This window comes from Microbulbifer mixtoriginis (SeqCode) (assembly GCF_052466765.1).
Map to the genome: position 1 here is coordinate 208,257 of NZ_CP174289.1, position 15,236 is coordinate 223,492.

The 15,236-nt window shown below is 49.9% G+C and carries 11 protein-coding genes; 8 read left to right on the forward strand and 3 right to left on the reverse strand.

Annotated features, from left to right (window positions below):
- On the reverse strand, nt 1–624 hold the full coding sequence (locus tag ACJJIV_RS00910; protein WP_252085810.1) for a MotA/TolQ/ExbB proton channel family protein: 624 nt from the start codon (nt 622–624) through the stop codon (nt 1–3).
- Nucleotides 625–697: 73 nt separating this feature from the next.
- On the reverse strand, nt 698–3,271 hold the full coding sequence (locus ACJJIV_RS00915; protein ID WP_444890393.1) for a DNA internalization-related competence protein ComEC/Rec2: 2,574 nt from the start codon (nt 3,269–3,271) through the stop codon (nt 698–700).
- 285 nt (nt 3,272–3,556) lie between these two features.
- On the opposite strand from ACJJIV_RS00915, the gene ACJJIV_RS00920 reads away from it, so the two are divergent.
- Entirely contained in the window at nt 3,557–4,519 is a 963-nt protein-coding gene (locus ACJJIV_RS00920; RefSeq protein ID WP_444890394.1) for a porin, read from the forward strand.
- A gap of 130 nt (nt 4,520–4,649) precedes the next feature.
- Here the strand turns inward: ACJJIV_RS00920 and ACJJIV_RS00925 are convergent, their stop codons facing one another.
- Nucleotides 4,650–6,134, reverse strand: a complete 1,485-nt coding sequence (locus tag ACJJIV_RS00925; protein WP_444890395.1) for a bifunctional 2-methylcitrate dehydratase/aconitate hydratase — start codon at nt 6,132–6,134, stop codon at nt 4,650–4,652.
- Between the two features lie 230 nt (nt 6,135–6,364).
- On the opposite strand from ACJJIV_RS00925, the gene ACJJIV_RS00930 reads away from it, so the two are divergent.
- From ACJJIV_RS00930 to ACJJIV_RS00960, 7 genes are all read left to right on the forward strand, one after another.
- A complete protein-coding gene (locus ACJJIV_RS00930) occupies nt 6,365–6,982 on the forward strand; it encodes a Crp/Fnr family transcriptional regulator (RefSeq protein ID WP_444890396.1) in 618 nt (205 codons plus the stop codon).
- Nucleotides 6,983–7,099: 117 nt separating this feature from the next.
- Complete coding sequence (locus tag ACJJIV_RS00935; RefSeq protein ID WP_444890397.1) at nt 7,100–7,660, forward strand: cytochrome P460 family protein; 561 nt, start codon at nt 7,100–7,102, stop codon at nt 7,658–7,660.
- Nucleotides 7,661–7,826: 166 nt separating this feature from the next.
- Complete coding sequence (trhP, locus tag ACJJIV_RS00940; protein WP_444885057.1) at nt 7,827–9,170, forward strand: prephenate-dependent tRNA uridine(34) hydroxylase TrhP; 1,344 nt, start codon at nt 7,827–7,829, stop codon at nt 9,168–9,170.
- Between the two features lie 463 nt (nt 9,171–9,633).
- A complete protein-coding gene (locus ACJJIV_RS00945) occupies nt 9,634–10,884 on the forward strand; it encodes an efflux RND transporter periplasmic adaptor subunit (protein ID WP_444890398.1) in 1,251 nt (416 codons plus the stop codon).
- 35 nt (nt 10,885–10,919) lie between these two features.
- The gene (locus ACJJIV_RS00950; protein WP_020412957.1) at nt 10,920–11,636 is read left to right on the forward strand and encodes an ABC transporter ATP-binding protein; all 717 of its coding nucleotides are present in this window, start codon (nt 10,920–10,922) and stop codon (nt 11,634–11,636) included.
- Nucleotides 11,633–14,068, forward strand: a complete 2,436-nt coding sequence (locus tag ACJJIV_RS00955; RefSeq protein WP_444890399.1) for an ABC transporter permease — start codon at nt 11,633–11,635, stop codon at nt 14,066–14,068. The genes ACJJIV_RS00950 and ACJJIV_RS00955 overlap by 4 nt, the downstream gene beginning before the upstream one ends.
- An 89-nt stretch (nt 14,069–14,157) precedes the next feature.
- Nucleotides 14,158–15,054 carry an alpha/beta fold hydrolase gene (locus ACJJIV_RS00960; RefSeq protein ID WP_444890400.1) on the forward strand — a complete coding sequence of 299 codons (897 nt, stop codon included), beginning with the start codon at nt 14,158–14,160 and terminating at the stop codon, nt 15,052–15,054.
- The last annotated feature ends 182 nt before the right edge of the window (nt 15,055–15,236 follow it).

Sequence of the window (15,236 nt, forward strand, 5' to 3'; positions counted from 1 at the left end):
TCAGGCCGCTTTTTCAATTTTGCGGTCACTGTGTAAGGCATCCACCAGCTTCACGGCTTCCTGTTCCATGGTTACCACAATAGTATCCACTCGGCGCTGGAAGTATCTGTGCGCCATTAGCGCTGGAATCGCCACAGTCAAACCCGCCGCCGTAGTAATCAGAGCCTGGCTGATACCGCCGGCCAAAATACCCGCATTGCCGGTGCCCTCCAGCATAATTGCCGTGAAAACCTGGATCATACCGATGACAGTCCCAAGCAAACCGATCAATGGCGCAATCGCGGCGATGGTGCCGAGGGCATTGAGGAAACGCTCCAGCTCGTGTACTACCTGGCTTGCAGTTTCCTCAATACTGTCTCTCATTACTTCACGGCCGTGGCGGGAATTGGAAAGTCCTGCGGCAAAAATTCGTCCGAGTGGGCTGGAATCACGCAGTTCCTTAAGTTTCTCACTATTGACCTGGTTGCTTTTTAGCCACCCCCACACTTCTCCAAGTAAAGTGCGCGGTGCAATACGCTGGGGATTCAGCGTCCAAAAACGCTCAATGCTGATAGCAATAACAGCAACGGAACACAACAGGATCGGCAACATCAACCAGCCGCCAGATTTTATTATTTCAAACACTTTTCTTGGCCCTAAACAGCGAGAGGGATTTCAGGAATTTCTTCTGCATCTTAGACGCAGGAGTCGCACTTTATCACAGCTGCTCTCGGCGGCTAAGTCTTCCACTAGGCTCAGCCTCACCATTGTGATCCGTATACCAAAACCGTGGCGCTGAACGACCCCAGCTGATCACAGGCTCCGAGGTGCCTCTTTGCCAAGAAAGCTCGACAGCTCCACTTTGTGCTGTATTAAAAACTTGTGTATCCATCGCACGATAACGTGCGACTACATTCGCATGGGGATGGCCAAAATGATGACGATAGCCTGCGCTGAATATCACTCGCTCAGGCCTTGCCCAGCTCAGTAAAGCCTGGGATGAAGAAGTCTTAGAACCATGATGAGGCGCCACCAATAAATCTACTGGCTTCTCCATTGGATAAAGCTCCACAAGACGGCGTTCTACGGAGCTTGTAATGTCACCAGTAAGTAAAATACGCACTTGTTGCCATTCAATTAGAGCCACACAACTTTGATCATTTTCCTCTCCATCAATTTTTTTTTGCAGTGGCCATAACCAACGTACAGAGAGCTCACCGAAATAAAGCCTTTCACCCGCGACACAGGAGTCTGCTCGAATATCAAAATCCCCCACCAGTTTTTTTCCCAGTTGCCCTGGAGCATAGAAATTATTGACGGGCAGTGACTGCAATAGCGCCGCCACCCCACCCGCATGATCCCTGTCACCATGGCTGACGACCAACACATCGAGTTCTCTCACCCCGACTCCACTCAAATAAGGAGCAACAATGGCCCCTCCAGCACTCCAACCCGATGGCGAGAGAGGTCCGGTGTCAAAGACAAGGCGCGCTTCTTGGGAGCGGACCGAGAGAGCCAGACCCTGGCCAACATCCAAAGCGGTGAAAGTAAGCCCCTGACGACCTGGTGTCGAAACAGGCAGCATAGATTGGAGCAAAGGAAGCAGAAACAAGCAGCCCAGATATCGTCCCGGCACACCCCTGGGTAAGATTAATAACAGGGCGCCCAGTGCGGATAAGACAAGCAGGGTTGTGCTTTGAGGCGTTATCAAAGGCTGCCAGGTAGGAACAAAATCCCGGGCATACTTCAGCATTTCCATGAGAAGAGTCAGTTGCCAGTCGGCAAATTTAAAGCACCAGATTCCAAGGCCAGTCCCTAACAGTAAGGTGCCAAGCATCAAGGCCGGCAGTATTATCAAACCAAGCCAGGGAATTGCCATCAGGTTCAGCAGCATTCCGCCAGAGCTGTACCCAGAAAAATACACTACCGAGGGTAAAATCAAACCCAGCGCCACCAGCCATTGGCTGCGCAATAATTGTACAAAGGTGGAGAACCAGCGTAAAAACCAAGCTTCCACGTGCCTTTTCATCCCCACATGAGCACTCGCCTCACTTCCCTCCACACCGTTCTCCGTTGTCCTCTCTTGCCTAACAGAGCTACGCCCAGAAAACCCCAAGAGAAGCGCACCCACAGCGGCGAATGACAGCCAAAACCCGGCTCCGAAGAAAGCCAATGGCTGGATAAATAGCACTAATGCCAAAGCGAGAGAAAAAGCCAAGCCAGCGCCTACCCGTCGCCGCCAATGCCAAGCCAGCAGCAATACCCAGGTCATCACCAGGGCCCTTTGGGCGGAGAGAGGAGCGCCAGCCAACAAGGTATAGGTTAGAGTGCCAATAAGCGCCAACAACATCGGAATCCACCTGGGACAGGTCCCCATCAATACCCCGAGAGCCCTCGCCAATACCTGCCCCAACAGCAGTAAAAACCCAGCCACCATGCCCACATGCAGGCCCGATATTGCCAAAAGGTGTGCCGTCCCTGTCTGCTTTAACAGGTCACTGTCGGCACGGGAAAGGCCGCTGCGATCCCCTAGTAACAGTGCTGTAACCAGGGCGCTTTGGTTTATCGGTAGCCTTTGAAGCTTCTGCCTAAAAGCATCTCGCAGGGCGGATAGCCCCATGCCCTGGCTCAACCACTGTGGGTCGCCATTTTGCGGGCGCACATACCCCGTTGCATAAACACCCCGCCGTAAGAGCCAGCCTTCATAGTCAAAGGTATGGGGATTTACACTACCGCGTGGACGCTTTAACCGCACCGGCAAATCCCAGTGGCTATTACCTCGCAGCAGCCTTTGCACCTCAACATCTGCGCGGTACCAGGTGAGATAAAGAAGGCTGCCTGAATGAACTTCCCCCGGCCCCGCCTCCAGTATTCTCGCCTGGAAGCGTATATCCCGGGTAGCGCCCCTCTGTAACGCTGGATTACTCCTCACCTCGGGGAGGGATACAACCTCAACCCTTAGGCGTTGATCAATGCCATGAGCCGATTCAGGTAAACGCTGCTCAAGCGCGGCTTTATTGCTCGATAAAGCCCAGAGAGCACCGAGCAAAGAGATGACAAGTAATAGGCAGAGAGCGCGTGTTTGAGGGAGGGAAACCAACAATAGGAAGGCAATAATATATACCCACAGTACTCCCCCTATTTCTGGTAGAGACGGCAACAAACCAATAGCAGCAACTGATAGAGAGAAGACCCAAAGGGCCAGCGTAGGGCTCCATAGCCACAGAGTAGTCTTAGGGTCCCAATCCACATCCAGCCTGCACTTTTTTTGTACAGGGTTTATGGTTCTCATCCTTGTCCGAAGCCCCGTGATAGCAATAGATCAGAAAATTTGACACCGCACACAAAACAGGCACCATAGAACCAAAACATGTCTATAACCGGCGCGCCATGCCGCATAGTGACTGCCTTAACTGCTATACATGGCACCCGCTGGTCATATTTTTTTAAGAAAAATGCCATGTTTAACATGTTTGTAATATTCAGGTCGCAGAATCCGCACCAAATCGAGGGGCAACCAACAGACTGAACGGAAGGCTTCCCCTCAACCCACAACCATAAACTGTGCGAGACGACTATGAATAAGACCGCTCTCTCTCTGGCCATTGTTGCCATGATCCCGACTCTGGCCAACGCCCAAGAAGAAGGCGATGTCCTCGACTTTTACGGCAAAGCCAATGTTACCTTCCAGTCTGCTGACGAAGGTGACGGCTCTGTAACCGATGTTCAAAGCAACGCTTCCCGCCTGGGCGTTAAGGGTGAGATCGCCCTGACCGACGGCATCAAGGGTATCTACCGTATGGAATACGAAGTAGATATGGACGGCGACGCTGATGACACTTTCTCTCAACGCAATATCTACGCTGGACTGGAAGGCAGCTTCGGTCAGGTAATCGCGGGTAAGTTCGACACCCCTTTGAAAGTTGCCCAGAAGAAAGTTGACCTGTTCAACGACCTGGAAGGCGATATTAAAAGCCTGATCACCAGCAGCGACAACCGCGAAGAAGACGCTCTGCAGTACACTACCCCGTCTTTCGCGGGCTTCAAAGCTTCTGCTGCTTATATCAGCAATAAAGATGAGGTAATTGGTTACGAGGTCATTGGCCAAAATGATGATGGCAGTGGCATTTTAGGCAAAGAAATCAAGCGCAATAACGGCATCTCCACTGCTATTGCTTACGATAACAACGGCGTTTACATGGCCTACGCTTTCGACCAAGACGTGGAAGGCCAGGACGTTGACGTTCAGCGCTTTGTAGCCCAGTACAACATCGGCCCTGTACAGGTTGGTGCTCTGTTTGAAGACCAGGAAAACGCTGACGGCTGGATGAGCTCTGTAGCTTACAAAATCGAGCAGTGGACTCTGAAAGCTCAGTACGGTCAGTCTGACATTAAGAAAGAAGACGGCGAAACTTACAGCCTGGGTGTTGACTACAAGTTCAACAGCGCCGCTAAAGTATTCGGCTTCTACACCGACGAAACAGCTGATGGCGATTACGACCGCAGCTATGCCGGTATCGGTGCTGAATACAAGTTCTAAGAGCGCTTTAAACGACGATCATCCGAATTGGGAAGCGCTGTTTGACCGTCGTATGATTTAAGAGCTTGAATTAGGCGACCTATGGTCGCCTTTTTTGTTGGAAGTTCCAAAGCCGCAATGCGGCAGTCCATCAAATAACCAACTTATCCATAAAAAGATGTACTGGCATTGCCTGTAACTGTTGTTGATCAGCAAATAAAGCTAATATTTTCTCTGCTTGGCCTGAAGGGAAACGTGCAGCTAGATTGGAATGGAATTTCTTCAACAAAAGCGGTATCCCCTCCTTACGACGGCGACGATGACCAAGCGGGTATTCCACCACTACATTATCTGTTGCCTTGCCCCCCCTAAAAAATATTTGCACACCATTCGCAATTGAACGCTTATCCGGATCAAGGTAATCCTTCGAATAGCAGCCATCCTCAACAACGGTAATTTTCCCGCGCAGCTCATCAATTTCCGGATGGGACTGATGGAATTCATCCTCATAAAAACTAGCCTGCAAATCCCCAAATAAAAGAGCCACAGCCACGATATATTGCAGGCAGTGATCGCGGTCCGCCGGATTGGAGAGGGGGCCGGTTTTACTAATAATTCGTATTGCGGATTCGTGAGTAGTCACGACAATTCTCTCTATGTCTTGCACCCTACCCCTCACCAATGGATGTAAAACTATCGCGGCTTCACAGGCTGTCTGGCCATGGAATTCTGCCGGGAAGGAAATCTTGAAAAGGATATTCTCCATTACATAGGAGCCGAATCGACGCGGAAACCGGAACTGCCGCTCCTCCAACGGTTTTATTACCTGATCAGCATTGGTTTTACTGAAAGCCACGTCATAAAAGCCCCACTGCTTCGCAGTAAGTACAGTTGGTATACCCATCTCACCACGCATGGCCATATCCGCCAGGCGAACTCCCCTTGCCGTGGCATCTCCTGCCGCCCAAGATTTACGCGAACCCGTATTGGGGAAGTGCCTGTAGGCACGCAGGGCGCTACCATCTACCCAGGCCTGGGAAATCGCCGCCAGTAATTCTTCCCTCCCTCCCCCCATCAACCAAGTAGCAATCGCTGTAGAAGCCACGCGAACCAACAATACATGGTCCAAGCCGACGCGGTTAAAGCTGTTTTGTAATGCCAGTACACCTTGGATCTCATAAGCCTTGATCATCGCCTCCATCACCTTTCCCATTGTCAGGGGCTCTTCCCCTGCACTCAGCCGCTTCTGAGAAAGGAAATCGCACACCGCCAAGATAGCGCCCAGATTGTCAGATGGATGCCCCCACTCTTCGGCCAGCCAAGTATCATTGAAATCCAGCCAGCGGATAGTACAGCCTATATCCCAGGCAGCTTTAACCGGATCCATGCAAAATTGGGTACCCGGCACACGGGCCCCATTGGGCACCACCGTCCCCTCAACTAGAGGGCCTAATAGTTTCGTACACTCGGGAAAACGCAGTGAAAGAAAAGCACAGCCCAAGGAATCCATCAGGCAGTAGCGCGCTGTTTGCCAGGCCTCATTGGAATAAACTTCAAAATTGAGAACGTAATCGGCAATATCCTGGATTACCTGATCATAAATTAGATGGCCAGTTTGGTCTGAGTCGGTGCGCATAGCAGAAGGCCTGATGGTACTGTGAAGAAATTAAATAAGCCTAGTAATTTTTTAGCTGTATCTTTCACTTTGTAAATGGATAACAAGATTTGAGCGCTACGACATTGATGGCTTGCTTTTTTGTGTATATTGTCATCCTGTGAATTTCACTAATATTCGACCAAGATTGAAAAGGTAAGAGGGTTTGTGACTAGTCTATACACTCCAACCTCCAATAAGAAAATACTAAATTGCAAACAATAGCGACTAAAACAAAAAGAGTATGCTGTACCACAGAAACAGTGTTATTTCGTCAGGGAGTGGCCTCCCGAAATATTTATTTTATACATGCCGGTTATGTTCTTATCCATAAAGTGGACTTTAATGGCAACCGGGGACTTGTAGACCTGTATGGGCCAGGCTCCTGGTTTGGCCCAGGTCTTGGCGGAAATTCACAAGAAATAGAAGCAATTGCCAAAATAGGTTGTGAGCTAGAAGTCGCTTTTCCAGAAAACCTCAATGACCTGTTACATTCACTGTCACAAACCCAGCAAGACCTTATAGAGCATCTAGCCAACAGAGAGTCTTTATTACAACAGCGTATATTTCAGCATATAACCGCGCCCCTAGCTGTTAGATTGGCAAGTTTATTATCCCAACTCTTTCATTTTCGGGGGCAACCTTGCGCTCACGGGCATGAATTAGATGTAAAGCTTTCCCAATCTGAGCTAGCGGCTATGGCCGGCGGCAGTAGACAAACCGTTAGCCAACTACTTAGCACCTGGAAACACAAAGGCATTATTGATTACACACGCCAACATATTTGCCTACTAAACAAAGGAGCCCTCGAAGGCTTAGCACAAGGCTAATTTTGGCTTTAGTGTCAGCTAGCTGACAGTTGATCGTCCCTCTCCTCCCTATACTTCCAAAAAATGAGGGCTAGACCTAGTCCCCACCTCCATGGAATCAACATAGGAAGAGGCATTATGCGCACAATCTGCTTAGTAACACTGGGAATACTGTTTAGCCTACAGGCCATAGCCCAAGAGAATCTAAAGTCCACTTTCAGTCATTTCGTTGACGCACAGGGAAACATCACATTACCCAAGGATTACCGCCAAGAATGGACATTTCTCGGCTCTTACCAAGTAAAGTCATCCAGTGGCAAGGGCTGGGATACTCACATTGTTTACACTCAACCTGAAGCAGTTAAAGCCTTTCGCAAAAATGGAAAATTCCCGGATGGCGCAGTCCTGGTAAAAGATGTCAACAGCACCAAATCAGAACCATTAACCACAGGCTTGGCTTACTACTCTACTGATCTCCAGTTCACCTTTATGATGGTAAAGGACACTGAAGGGAGATTTCCCAAGAATGAGTCCTGGGCAGAAGGCTGGGGATGGGCTTTATTCAAGCCAGGGGTAGCAAAAAGTGAAACCAAAACCTGGAAGGGCAGCGGGCTTAACAACTGTTTTGGATGCCACTTACCAGCCAAGAATAATGACTGGGTGTATACACAAGGCTATCAACAGGTCCTAAAGGATTAACAAATAAGCAGCATAAATAGAGGTTATATGTCAATTATTCGGCTATAGAAACAAGCATAGCCCTCTCCAAATCAGCTTATCACTTCCACCCCAGCACTAATTGATTTATATCAATTAGTGCAATCTTGATTACCGTTAACATGCGGCCGCGTCCGAATATTCCACTATGAGTTTTTCTGTGTTCAAACCTGAGTTACTGTCCCCCGCAGGGACTTTAAAAAATATGCGATATGCGTTTGCCTATGGTGCCGATGCCGTTTATGCCGGCCAGCCTCGCTACAGCTTGCGTGTGCGCAATAATGAATTTAAAAATATTGAAACCCTGCGCCTAGGTATAGAAGAAGCACACCAGCAAGGAAAACAGTTCTATATCGCTTCCAATATCGCCGCCCACAACGATAAAGTTCGCAGTTACCTGCGGGACCTGGAAGAAATTGTTGAAATGGGACCTGACGCCCTGATTATGTCCGACCCAGGCCTGATAATGATGGTAAGGGAGCGTTGGCCTGATCTGCCAGTCCACCTATCCGTACAGGCCAATGCGGTAAACTACGCGACCGTAAAGTTCTGGCATCGCCAGGGGTTATCTCGGGTGATACTTTCTCGAGAACTGTCCCTGGATGAGATTGAGGAAATTCGCCAGAAAGTGCCTGAGATGGAGCTGGAAGTCTTTGTCCACGGTGCACTCTGTATCGCCTATTCCGGGCGCTGCTTGCTATCCGGTTATATGACCCATAGAGATGCCAACCAGGGCGCCTGCACCAACTCCTGCCGCTGGCAATACCAAGCTCATGAAGCCAAAGAGAATGAAGTTGGCGAATTGATTCATGTGCAAAATCAGGAATCTATCCAACAACCCACCTCCGCCAGTGACAGTACTTCCCAAGCCTTTTTACTACAGGAAGAAGGTCGCCCTGGAGAATATATGCCGGCTTACGAAGATGAGCACGGTACCTACATCATGAACTCCAAAGATCTGCGGGCCGTACAGCACGTCAAGCGCCTCACGGAAATGGGGGTCCACTCTTTAAAAATCGAAGGTCGCACCAAGTCCCACTATTATGTGGCTCGTACTGCTCAGATCTATCGTCGCGCCATAGACGACGCTGCAGCAGGAAAAGACTTCGACATGAAGATGATGGACGAATTGGAAACCCTCTCGAACAGAGGCTACACGGAAGGTTTCTACCGTCGCCATCCACCAGCAGAATACCAGCAATATGAAAAGGGGTTGATATCAACTCCGGGCCAACAGTTCGTAGGCGAGCTTATTGACGGCAGTCCTGAGTATTTGACGATTGATGTTAAAAATCGCTTTGAACGCGGTGATCAATTGGAGTTAATGACTCCCAGCGGTAGCTTGTTCTTCCCCTTGGAGCAAATGGAGAATACGGAAGGCAAAGCGATCGATGTAGCTCCGGGATCCGGGCATATCGTGCAGATACCTCGACCAGAGGGGGTTGATGACGATCAACTTCAACAGGCGCTATTAGTCAAAGCTCTGGGATAACCCTCGTTTTGCAAACATATTTTGTTAAAGGTGTAGTGGTTTAGAAAATCTACCGGATTCACTAAGCCACGACACCTTTATTCCCACTACATCTCCACAATTTTACTTATGAATTGATCCTCAAAATTCATTGGGTAATCGTTAAACTTCTCAAGTGGCTGCCCGCCTCACAATATTCAAACCGTCCTGTATTTCCCCACCATTCACCGCAAGCAACTGGTTCTTGTGCCAATTTTCCTGCATTTTCAGCCTCACCTAAAACCCTTATACAGCCCTGAGTTTTGATCACAAAAATATGCTCGACAGTACTAATTACAAGATAAGAACCCGCCCTCCCTCGGAGTTCCAACAGGAATACACCCGTTTTAAATAGTTATGATTTTCCACCTCTAACTCGCCTCCGCATCAAGGTTTCACAGCAGAAAAGCGTGTAACGATTGCTTAACCAAGGAAATGCCGCAATATGGATATTATTAAACCTAAGAAACGCCCCCTGATTAAGCACCCTTTAATGCTGGGTGGTGCTGCCCTAGCTTTTGTGGCATTTACCAGCACCCTCCTGTTACTTCCTGACAGCGCCTACAAAGTTGAGCGGGAACAGCTGATGCTAGGTACCGTCCAACGGGGAGACCTGCAGGTTGTGGTAGATGGCTACGGAAGGCTGCGTTCAGACAAGCAGACTTTAATTACCGCCCTAACCGCAGCGAATGTTGAAAAAATCATGTTGCGTCCCGGTGCAGAAGTACAAAGTGATAGCGTCATTATGCAACTGAGCAATCCAGAGTTAATGCGCGATCTGGATGCAGCCGAAACCTCCCTGGAACAAGAGGAAGCTAATTTGCGCCGGCTTGTTCTGAACAACCAGCGCGATGTGCTCGCGGAGGAAGCCATACTCGCGGAACTGAATTCCAATTACCAAGTGATCAAGTTGCGCCGCGAAGCTGAGGACGAACTGGTAAAAAGTGGAGTGGTTTCCCAGCTCACCTACCAAACAACCGTCTTACGCCAAGAGCAGATGAAAAAACGTGTGGACCTGCAAAAACAGCGTATCAACCACCTGCGCAAAGTCGCCGTCGAATCAGAGTTAATCCAGCGCGAGCAAATCAACCAAGCCCAGACCCAACTACAGAGCATCCAACAGCGGACAGATCGCCTCACAGTACGCGCCGGCCTGGACGGCATACTACAACGACTACCAGTAGAGCTAGGGCAAGGTGTCGACCCCGGCCAGGAACTGGCTCTGATCGGCAGCGAGACAGATCTACTCGCCTTGGTTCAAGTCCCACAATCCAAAGCAGAGCAACTGGAGGTTGGCCAGCCCGCTGAAATTGATACCCGCAGGGAAAAAGTCGGAGGTGTGGTTACCCGTATTACTCCTGAGGTTCGGGACGGCAATATTGAAGTGGAAATTGCTTTTAGCGCAGGCGCTCCGGAGTCTGCCAGGCCACAACTCAACGTCGATGCCCGGATCTTCACCGCCACGATGGAAGATACACTGTTCGTCGAGAGACCTATCAATGTACAGAGGCACAGTGAGACCAACCTCTTCCTGATTAACGAAAACGGGGAGGAAGCGGCACTCCAGCCCATCAGCTTCGGCGAGGAGTCGGGTCGATATATCCAGATCACCCAAGGCCTCAATGAAGCGGACCGTATCATCCTCTCGGATATGGCCAATTTTAATGAAGCTGAGCATATCCAGATTGTTGACTAAAGCCTGAAACCCAAAGCGAGAACATGGAGTTCGCTATGTCCAAGCCAATCCTCCATATGGCCGGGATCACTAAGGTGTTCAGCACCGAAGAAATGGAAACTCACGCCCTGCGGGGCGTTGACCTGAGTATTTACTCGGGGGAATTTGTTTCTATCTGCGGCCCCTCGGGTTGCGGTAAATCCACACTTCTCTCGATCCTCGGCCTGCTGGACCTCCCCACCAGCGGCAGCTATCAGATTGAAGGCACTGAAGTCGCTCAATTGTCGCTGCGTGAGGCGGCGACTATTCGCAACGAGAAAGTAGGCTTTATCTTCCAGTCCTTTAACCTGATTGACGAACTCTCAGTCTACGACAATATCGCCCTGCCCCTGCGATACCGACGCAATCCAATTGCCAAGTCTGAAGCCGACAAAAAAGTGAAACATTGCCTGGAGAAGGTAGGGATGGGTCACAGGGCCTCTCACAAACCTAACCAGTTGTCCGGTGGCCAACAGCAGCGAATCGCCATAGCCCGGGCTCTAGTTGGCAATCCGTCCCTGCTGCTGGTAGACGAGCCCACCGGCAATTTGGATTCCCACAATGGCGATGCGGTAATGGAAATGCTGCGGCAGCTCAACAATGAAGGGACCACCCTGTGCATGGTGACCCATGACCCTCGTTATGCAGACATGGCCAGCCGCCAATTGCATCTGCTGGATGGAAAAATCTCAACGCCGCAGCCCATAAAAGAGCCTCACGAGATGGCCCTATGATCACCACAAAGGACCTGTCCATTGCCCTCCAGTCCCTCAGCCGGGCGCGGAGCTACGCCACCACTATTATTTTAACCCTGGGTATCACCCTCGGCGCCCTGGTAACGCTATTTAATCTCAACTACCAACTGCTAGCCGCGCCCCTACCCTACCCGGACGAAGATCGGCTGTATGTCGTGAATGGTAATCTCTACCAGAACAAGCAGCTGCGGCTGGAAAACAACAGCCAATACCCCGCCCTGGTTGAAATCTATAAGAACGACAGTTTCTTCGAATCCAGCGCCCTGGTGTACTTCTGGGAAGATGTGGTTCGCAACTTATCCGGATCACCACGGGTTAATGTTTCCTATGTCTCTCCGGAATATCTCCAGCTGGCTGGAGCACCCCTGGCCTTGGGCAGACAATTCAATACCGATGAAGGGCTCGACAGCCGGGTTCCCGTGGCGGTTATCAGCTATCAAATCTGGGAGCAGATGTTCCGGCGCAGCCCAAATGTCTTGGAGCAAAGCCTGCAATTTGGGGAGGTGGACTTTCGTATTGTCGGCGTCACCGCCAAAGACTTCATTGAACCCCAGATCTATAAGCAGGGCCGACAAACGGCGGTCTGGCTGCCCTGGGACTTTAACGATACACAAGTAGAGCGCAGAAATAATTGGAGAGGCTTCCTGCCTTTTCGCATGCTCACAGGAAAGCTGAAGCCGGGCATTGACCCCGCCAGTGCGGGGCATGAATTAAGCACATTAATGGATGCCCAGTATCAAGCGGCCCTAGCGGGAAGATCCTCTTCGGTAGAAAGGTCCGTTGAATACCGACTCACCCCCTTCGCCAATAAAATACTTGGCGACAGTGCCACGCGAACTCTAATGGTAATGGGCGGTACACTGGTGCTTCTGTTAATTGCCTGCGCCAATGTTACCAACCTGATTCTTTCTCGCGCAGCCAAACAACAACGCAATATGGCGATACAGGTCGCGTTGGGCGCACACAAAAAACATATCTTTTTGGCCCTGCTGTGTGAAATCGGCCTACTTATGTTAGGGGCTGCATTACTTTCTCTACTTTTAGCCCTGGGGTCGACGGAAGTATTAAAGGTGATGGCTACGGAACAAATTCCTCGCATTCAAGAGCTCACCTTAAACTGGCAGACACTGGTTTTTGCACTGTTGTGTGCCTTACTTCTCGCCCTGTTCTTCTCAGCCATAGTCAGTCGCCAGGTTAATTACCGCGCACTGAATCAAATGCTGCAGAGCAGCGGCAAAGGTTCCGGCGTACAGATCTCGCCTCTAATCCGCAAGGTACTCATCAGTAGCCAAGTGGCAATGACCAGCTTACTCATAGTCGCCAGTTTACAGATATTCCTGCAAGCCAATCGCCTGATTAACCAACCATTTGGTTTCCCTTTGGACAACGTTCAGGTAATGACTCTGAATATCGGCAATCTTAGGAGCGCCCCCACTACCGAGCGAGAGAGTTATCTGAAGGCCATCAGGCAAAGATTGCTGGAGCACCCTAAAGTACAAAATGCCAGCCTGAGCTTAAACACTCCTATCTCTATCAGCCGGCCACTCTGGACCACATCCCTGAGTCAGGATGCCAGCCGACAAAACCCGGTGATGGCCAAGACCACAGTAGTCGACGAAAACTACCTTTCCATTTTGCGTATGCCACTGGTAGCTGGCCGCCATATCAATGCGGCTGAGTTTTCCGATAACAATCGCATGATGCTCGTTAACGAAACCCTGGCCCAGCAGCTGGAACCGGATGGAGAAGTATTAGGCAAGCGCTACTACTGGCGAGGTGATTTGCCCTACCAAGTGGTCGGTGTAGTGCGTAACGCAAGCCTGCCAGGTAAAAAGGAACCCGCCCGCTTATTTGTGCGCGGTATCAACGTGAGCTATCCCCTACTGGTACTCAGACATAAGCCTCACCAACCACTCAGCACCACAGAGATCAATCGGGAATTTGCCGAAGTAAACAGGCAGTACAAAGTTGCCGAGCTATTCTCCCTGGAGCAGGCGCGAGACCTACTCCTAAGCAATGACCGAGTCTCAGTTTGGGTAACCACCGCCCTAACATTACTGGCACTCAGCCTCGCTGCCATCGGTATCTTTGGAGTGCTCAGTTACAGTGTACAACTGCGGCGTACCGAGCTTGGCGTGCGCATGGCAATCGGCGCCCGCCCAGCGACGATTTTCTATCACACGCTGATCGATAGCTTGACTCCCGTAATTATCGGTATCGCTGTAGCAACTTTGGTAGTGGTCCCACTAGCACTTTGGCTTGAGCAAAGCGAGTTCAGCATTGAAACCAGCCTCTGGGGCTGGCTGCTGCCACCACTGTTTATTATCGGCCTGACGGCCTCGGTTACCCTGCTTTCTGTATGGAAAATAATCAACAAGCCCGCGGTTTACGCATTGCAAGGAACAGGATAAATACTTTCCATCTGATAGCCGCTGCTTGAGGTTGCGCGCTCATCATGCAATCTTTACAGCAAGTACAACAATAAGAAATGGAGCAGCCAATGCAACCTCAGCAATGGTTATCAAACGGAAAGATATTTGATTATCAAGACCACCAACTCTTCTATGTCGATAGCAACCCAAGCTGTCGACATAAACCAGTACTGCTTTTGATTCACGGCTTCCCCACTAGTAGTTATGACTGGCAAAAGGTATGGGCCCATTTGACAGAGCACTATCGCTGTATTGCTATGGATATGCTGGGCTTTGGCTATTCAGACAAACCCAAACAGCATAACTACAGTATCCACCAGCAAGCTGATTTACATGAGGCTCTTCTGCAACATTTAAACATCAACAAGGTCCACCTGTTGGCGCATGACTATGGGGATTCCGTAGCACAAGAGTTACTCGCCAGAGCCAACAATGGCGGCACTACAGGGTATATCTCGGTGTGCCTGCTGAATGGCGGTCTATTCCCAGAAACTCATCAAGCTCGTCTCGTGCAGAAACTCCTGCTTTCTCCTATTGGCTCTCTAATCAATAAACTAATGCGCTACCAGCAGTTTTGCCGCAGCTTCAGTGCCATTTTCGGACCAGAGACAAAACCCTCCGACAGAGAATTGCGAGACTTGTGGCAAATTCTCCAATATAAGAATGGCAACCGGCTCCTCTATAAACTGATCACCTACATGTACGACAGGCGCAAACATCGTCAGCGTTGGATCGACGCGCTAAACCAATACCCTGGCCCCTTACTGCTAATCAATGGCTCATTGGACCCAGTTTCAGGGAAGCATATGGTGGATCGATTTCGTCAATTGATAGATCGGGCAGCAGACATTATTGAGCTGGGAAAGATTGGGCACTATCCGCATTGGGAGGCGCCTGATCATATGGTAAGTGCGTACTTAAATTTCGTAGAGGCGGAGAAAAAAGAGCATTTAATGCTTTCTTGAACATCCTAGATAGTTCTCTATTGCGATCATGATGGCAAGAAGCTGGGTGTCAAAATCCCAGTCTAATTCCAAGCATCCCCAATAATAAGGCGTATTTTTAGTTTCATCAAAATGTAATACTTTCTTCTTTTCAAAGCGTGTCCCATGCAATCATAGTAAGAACCATACCAAGCAACATTAAG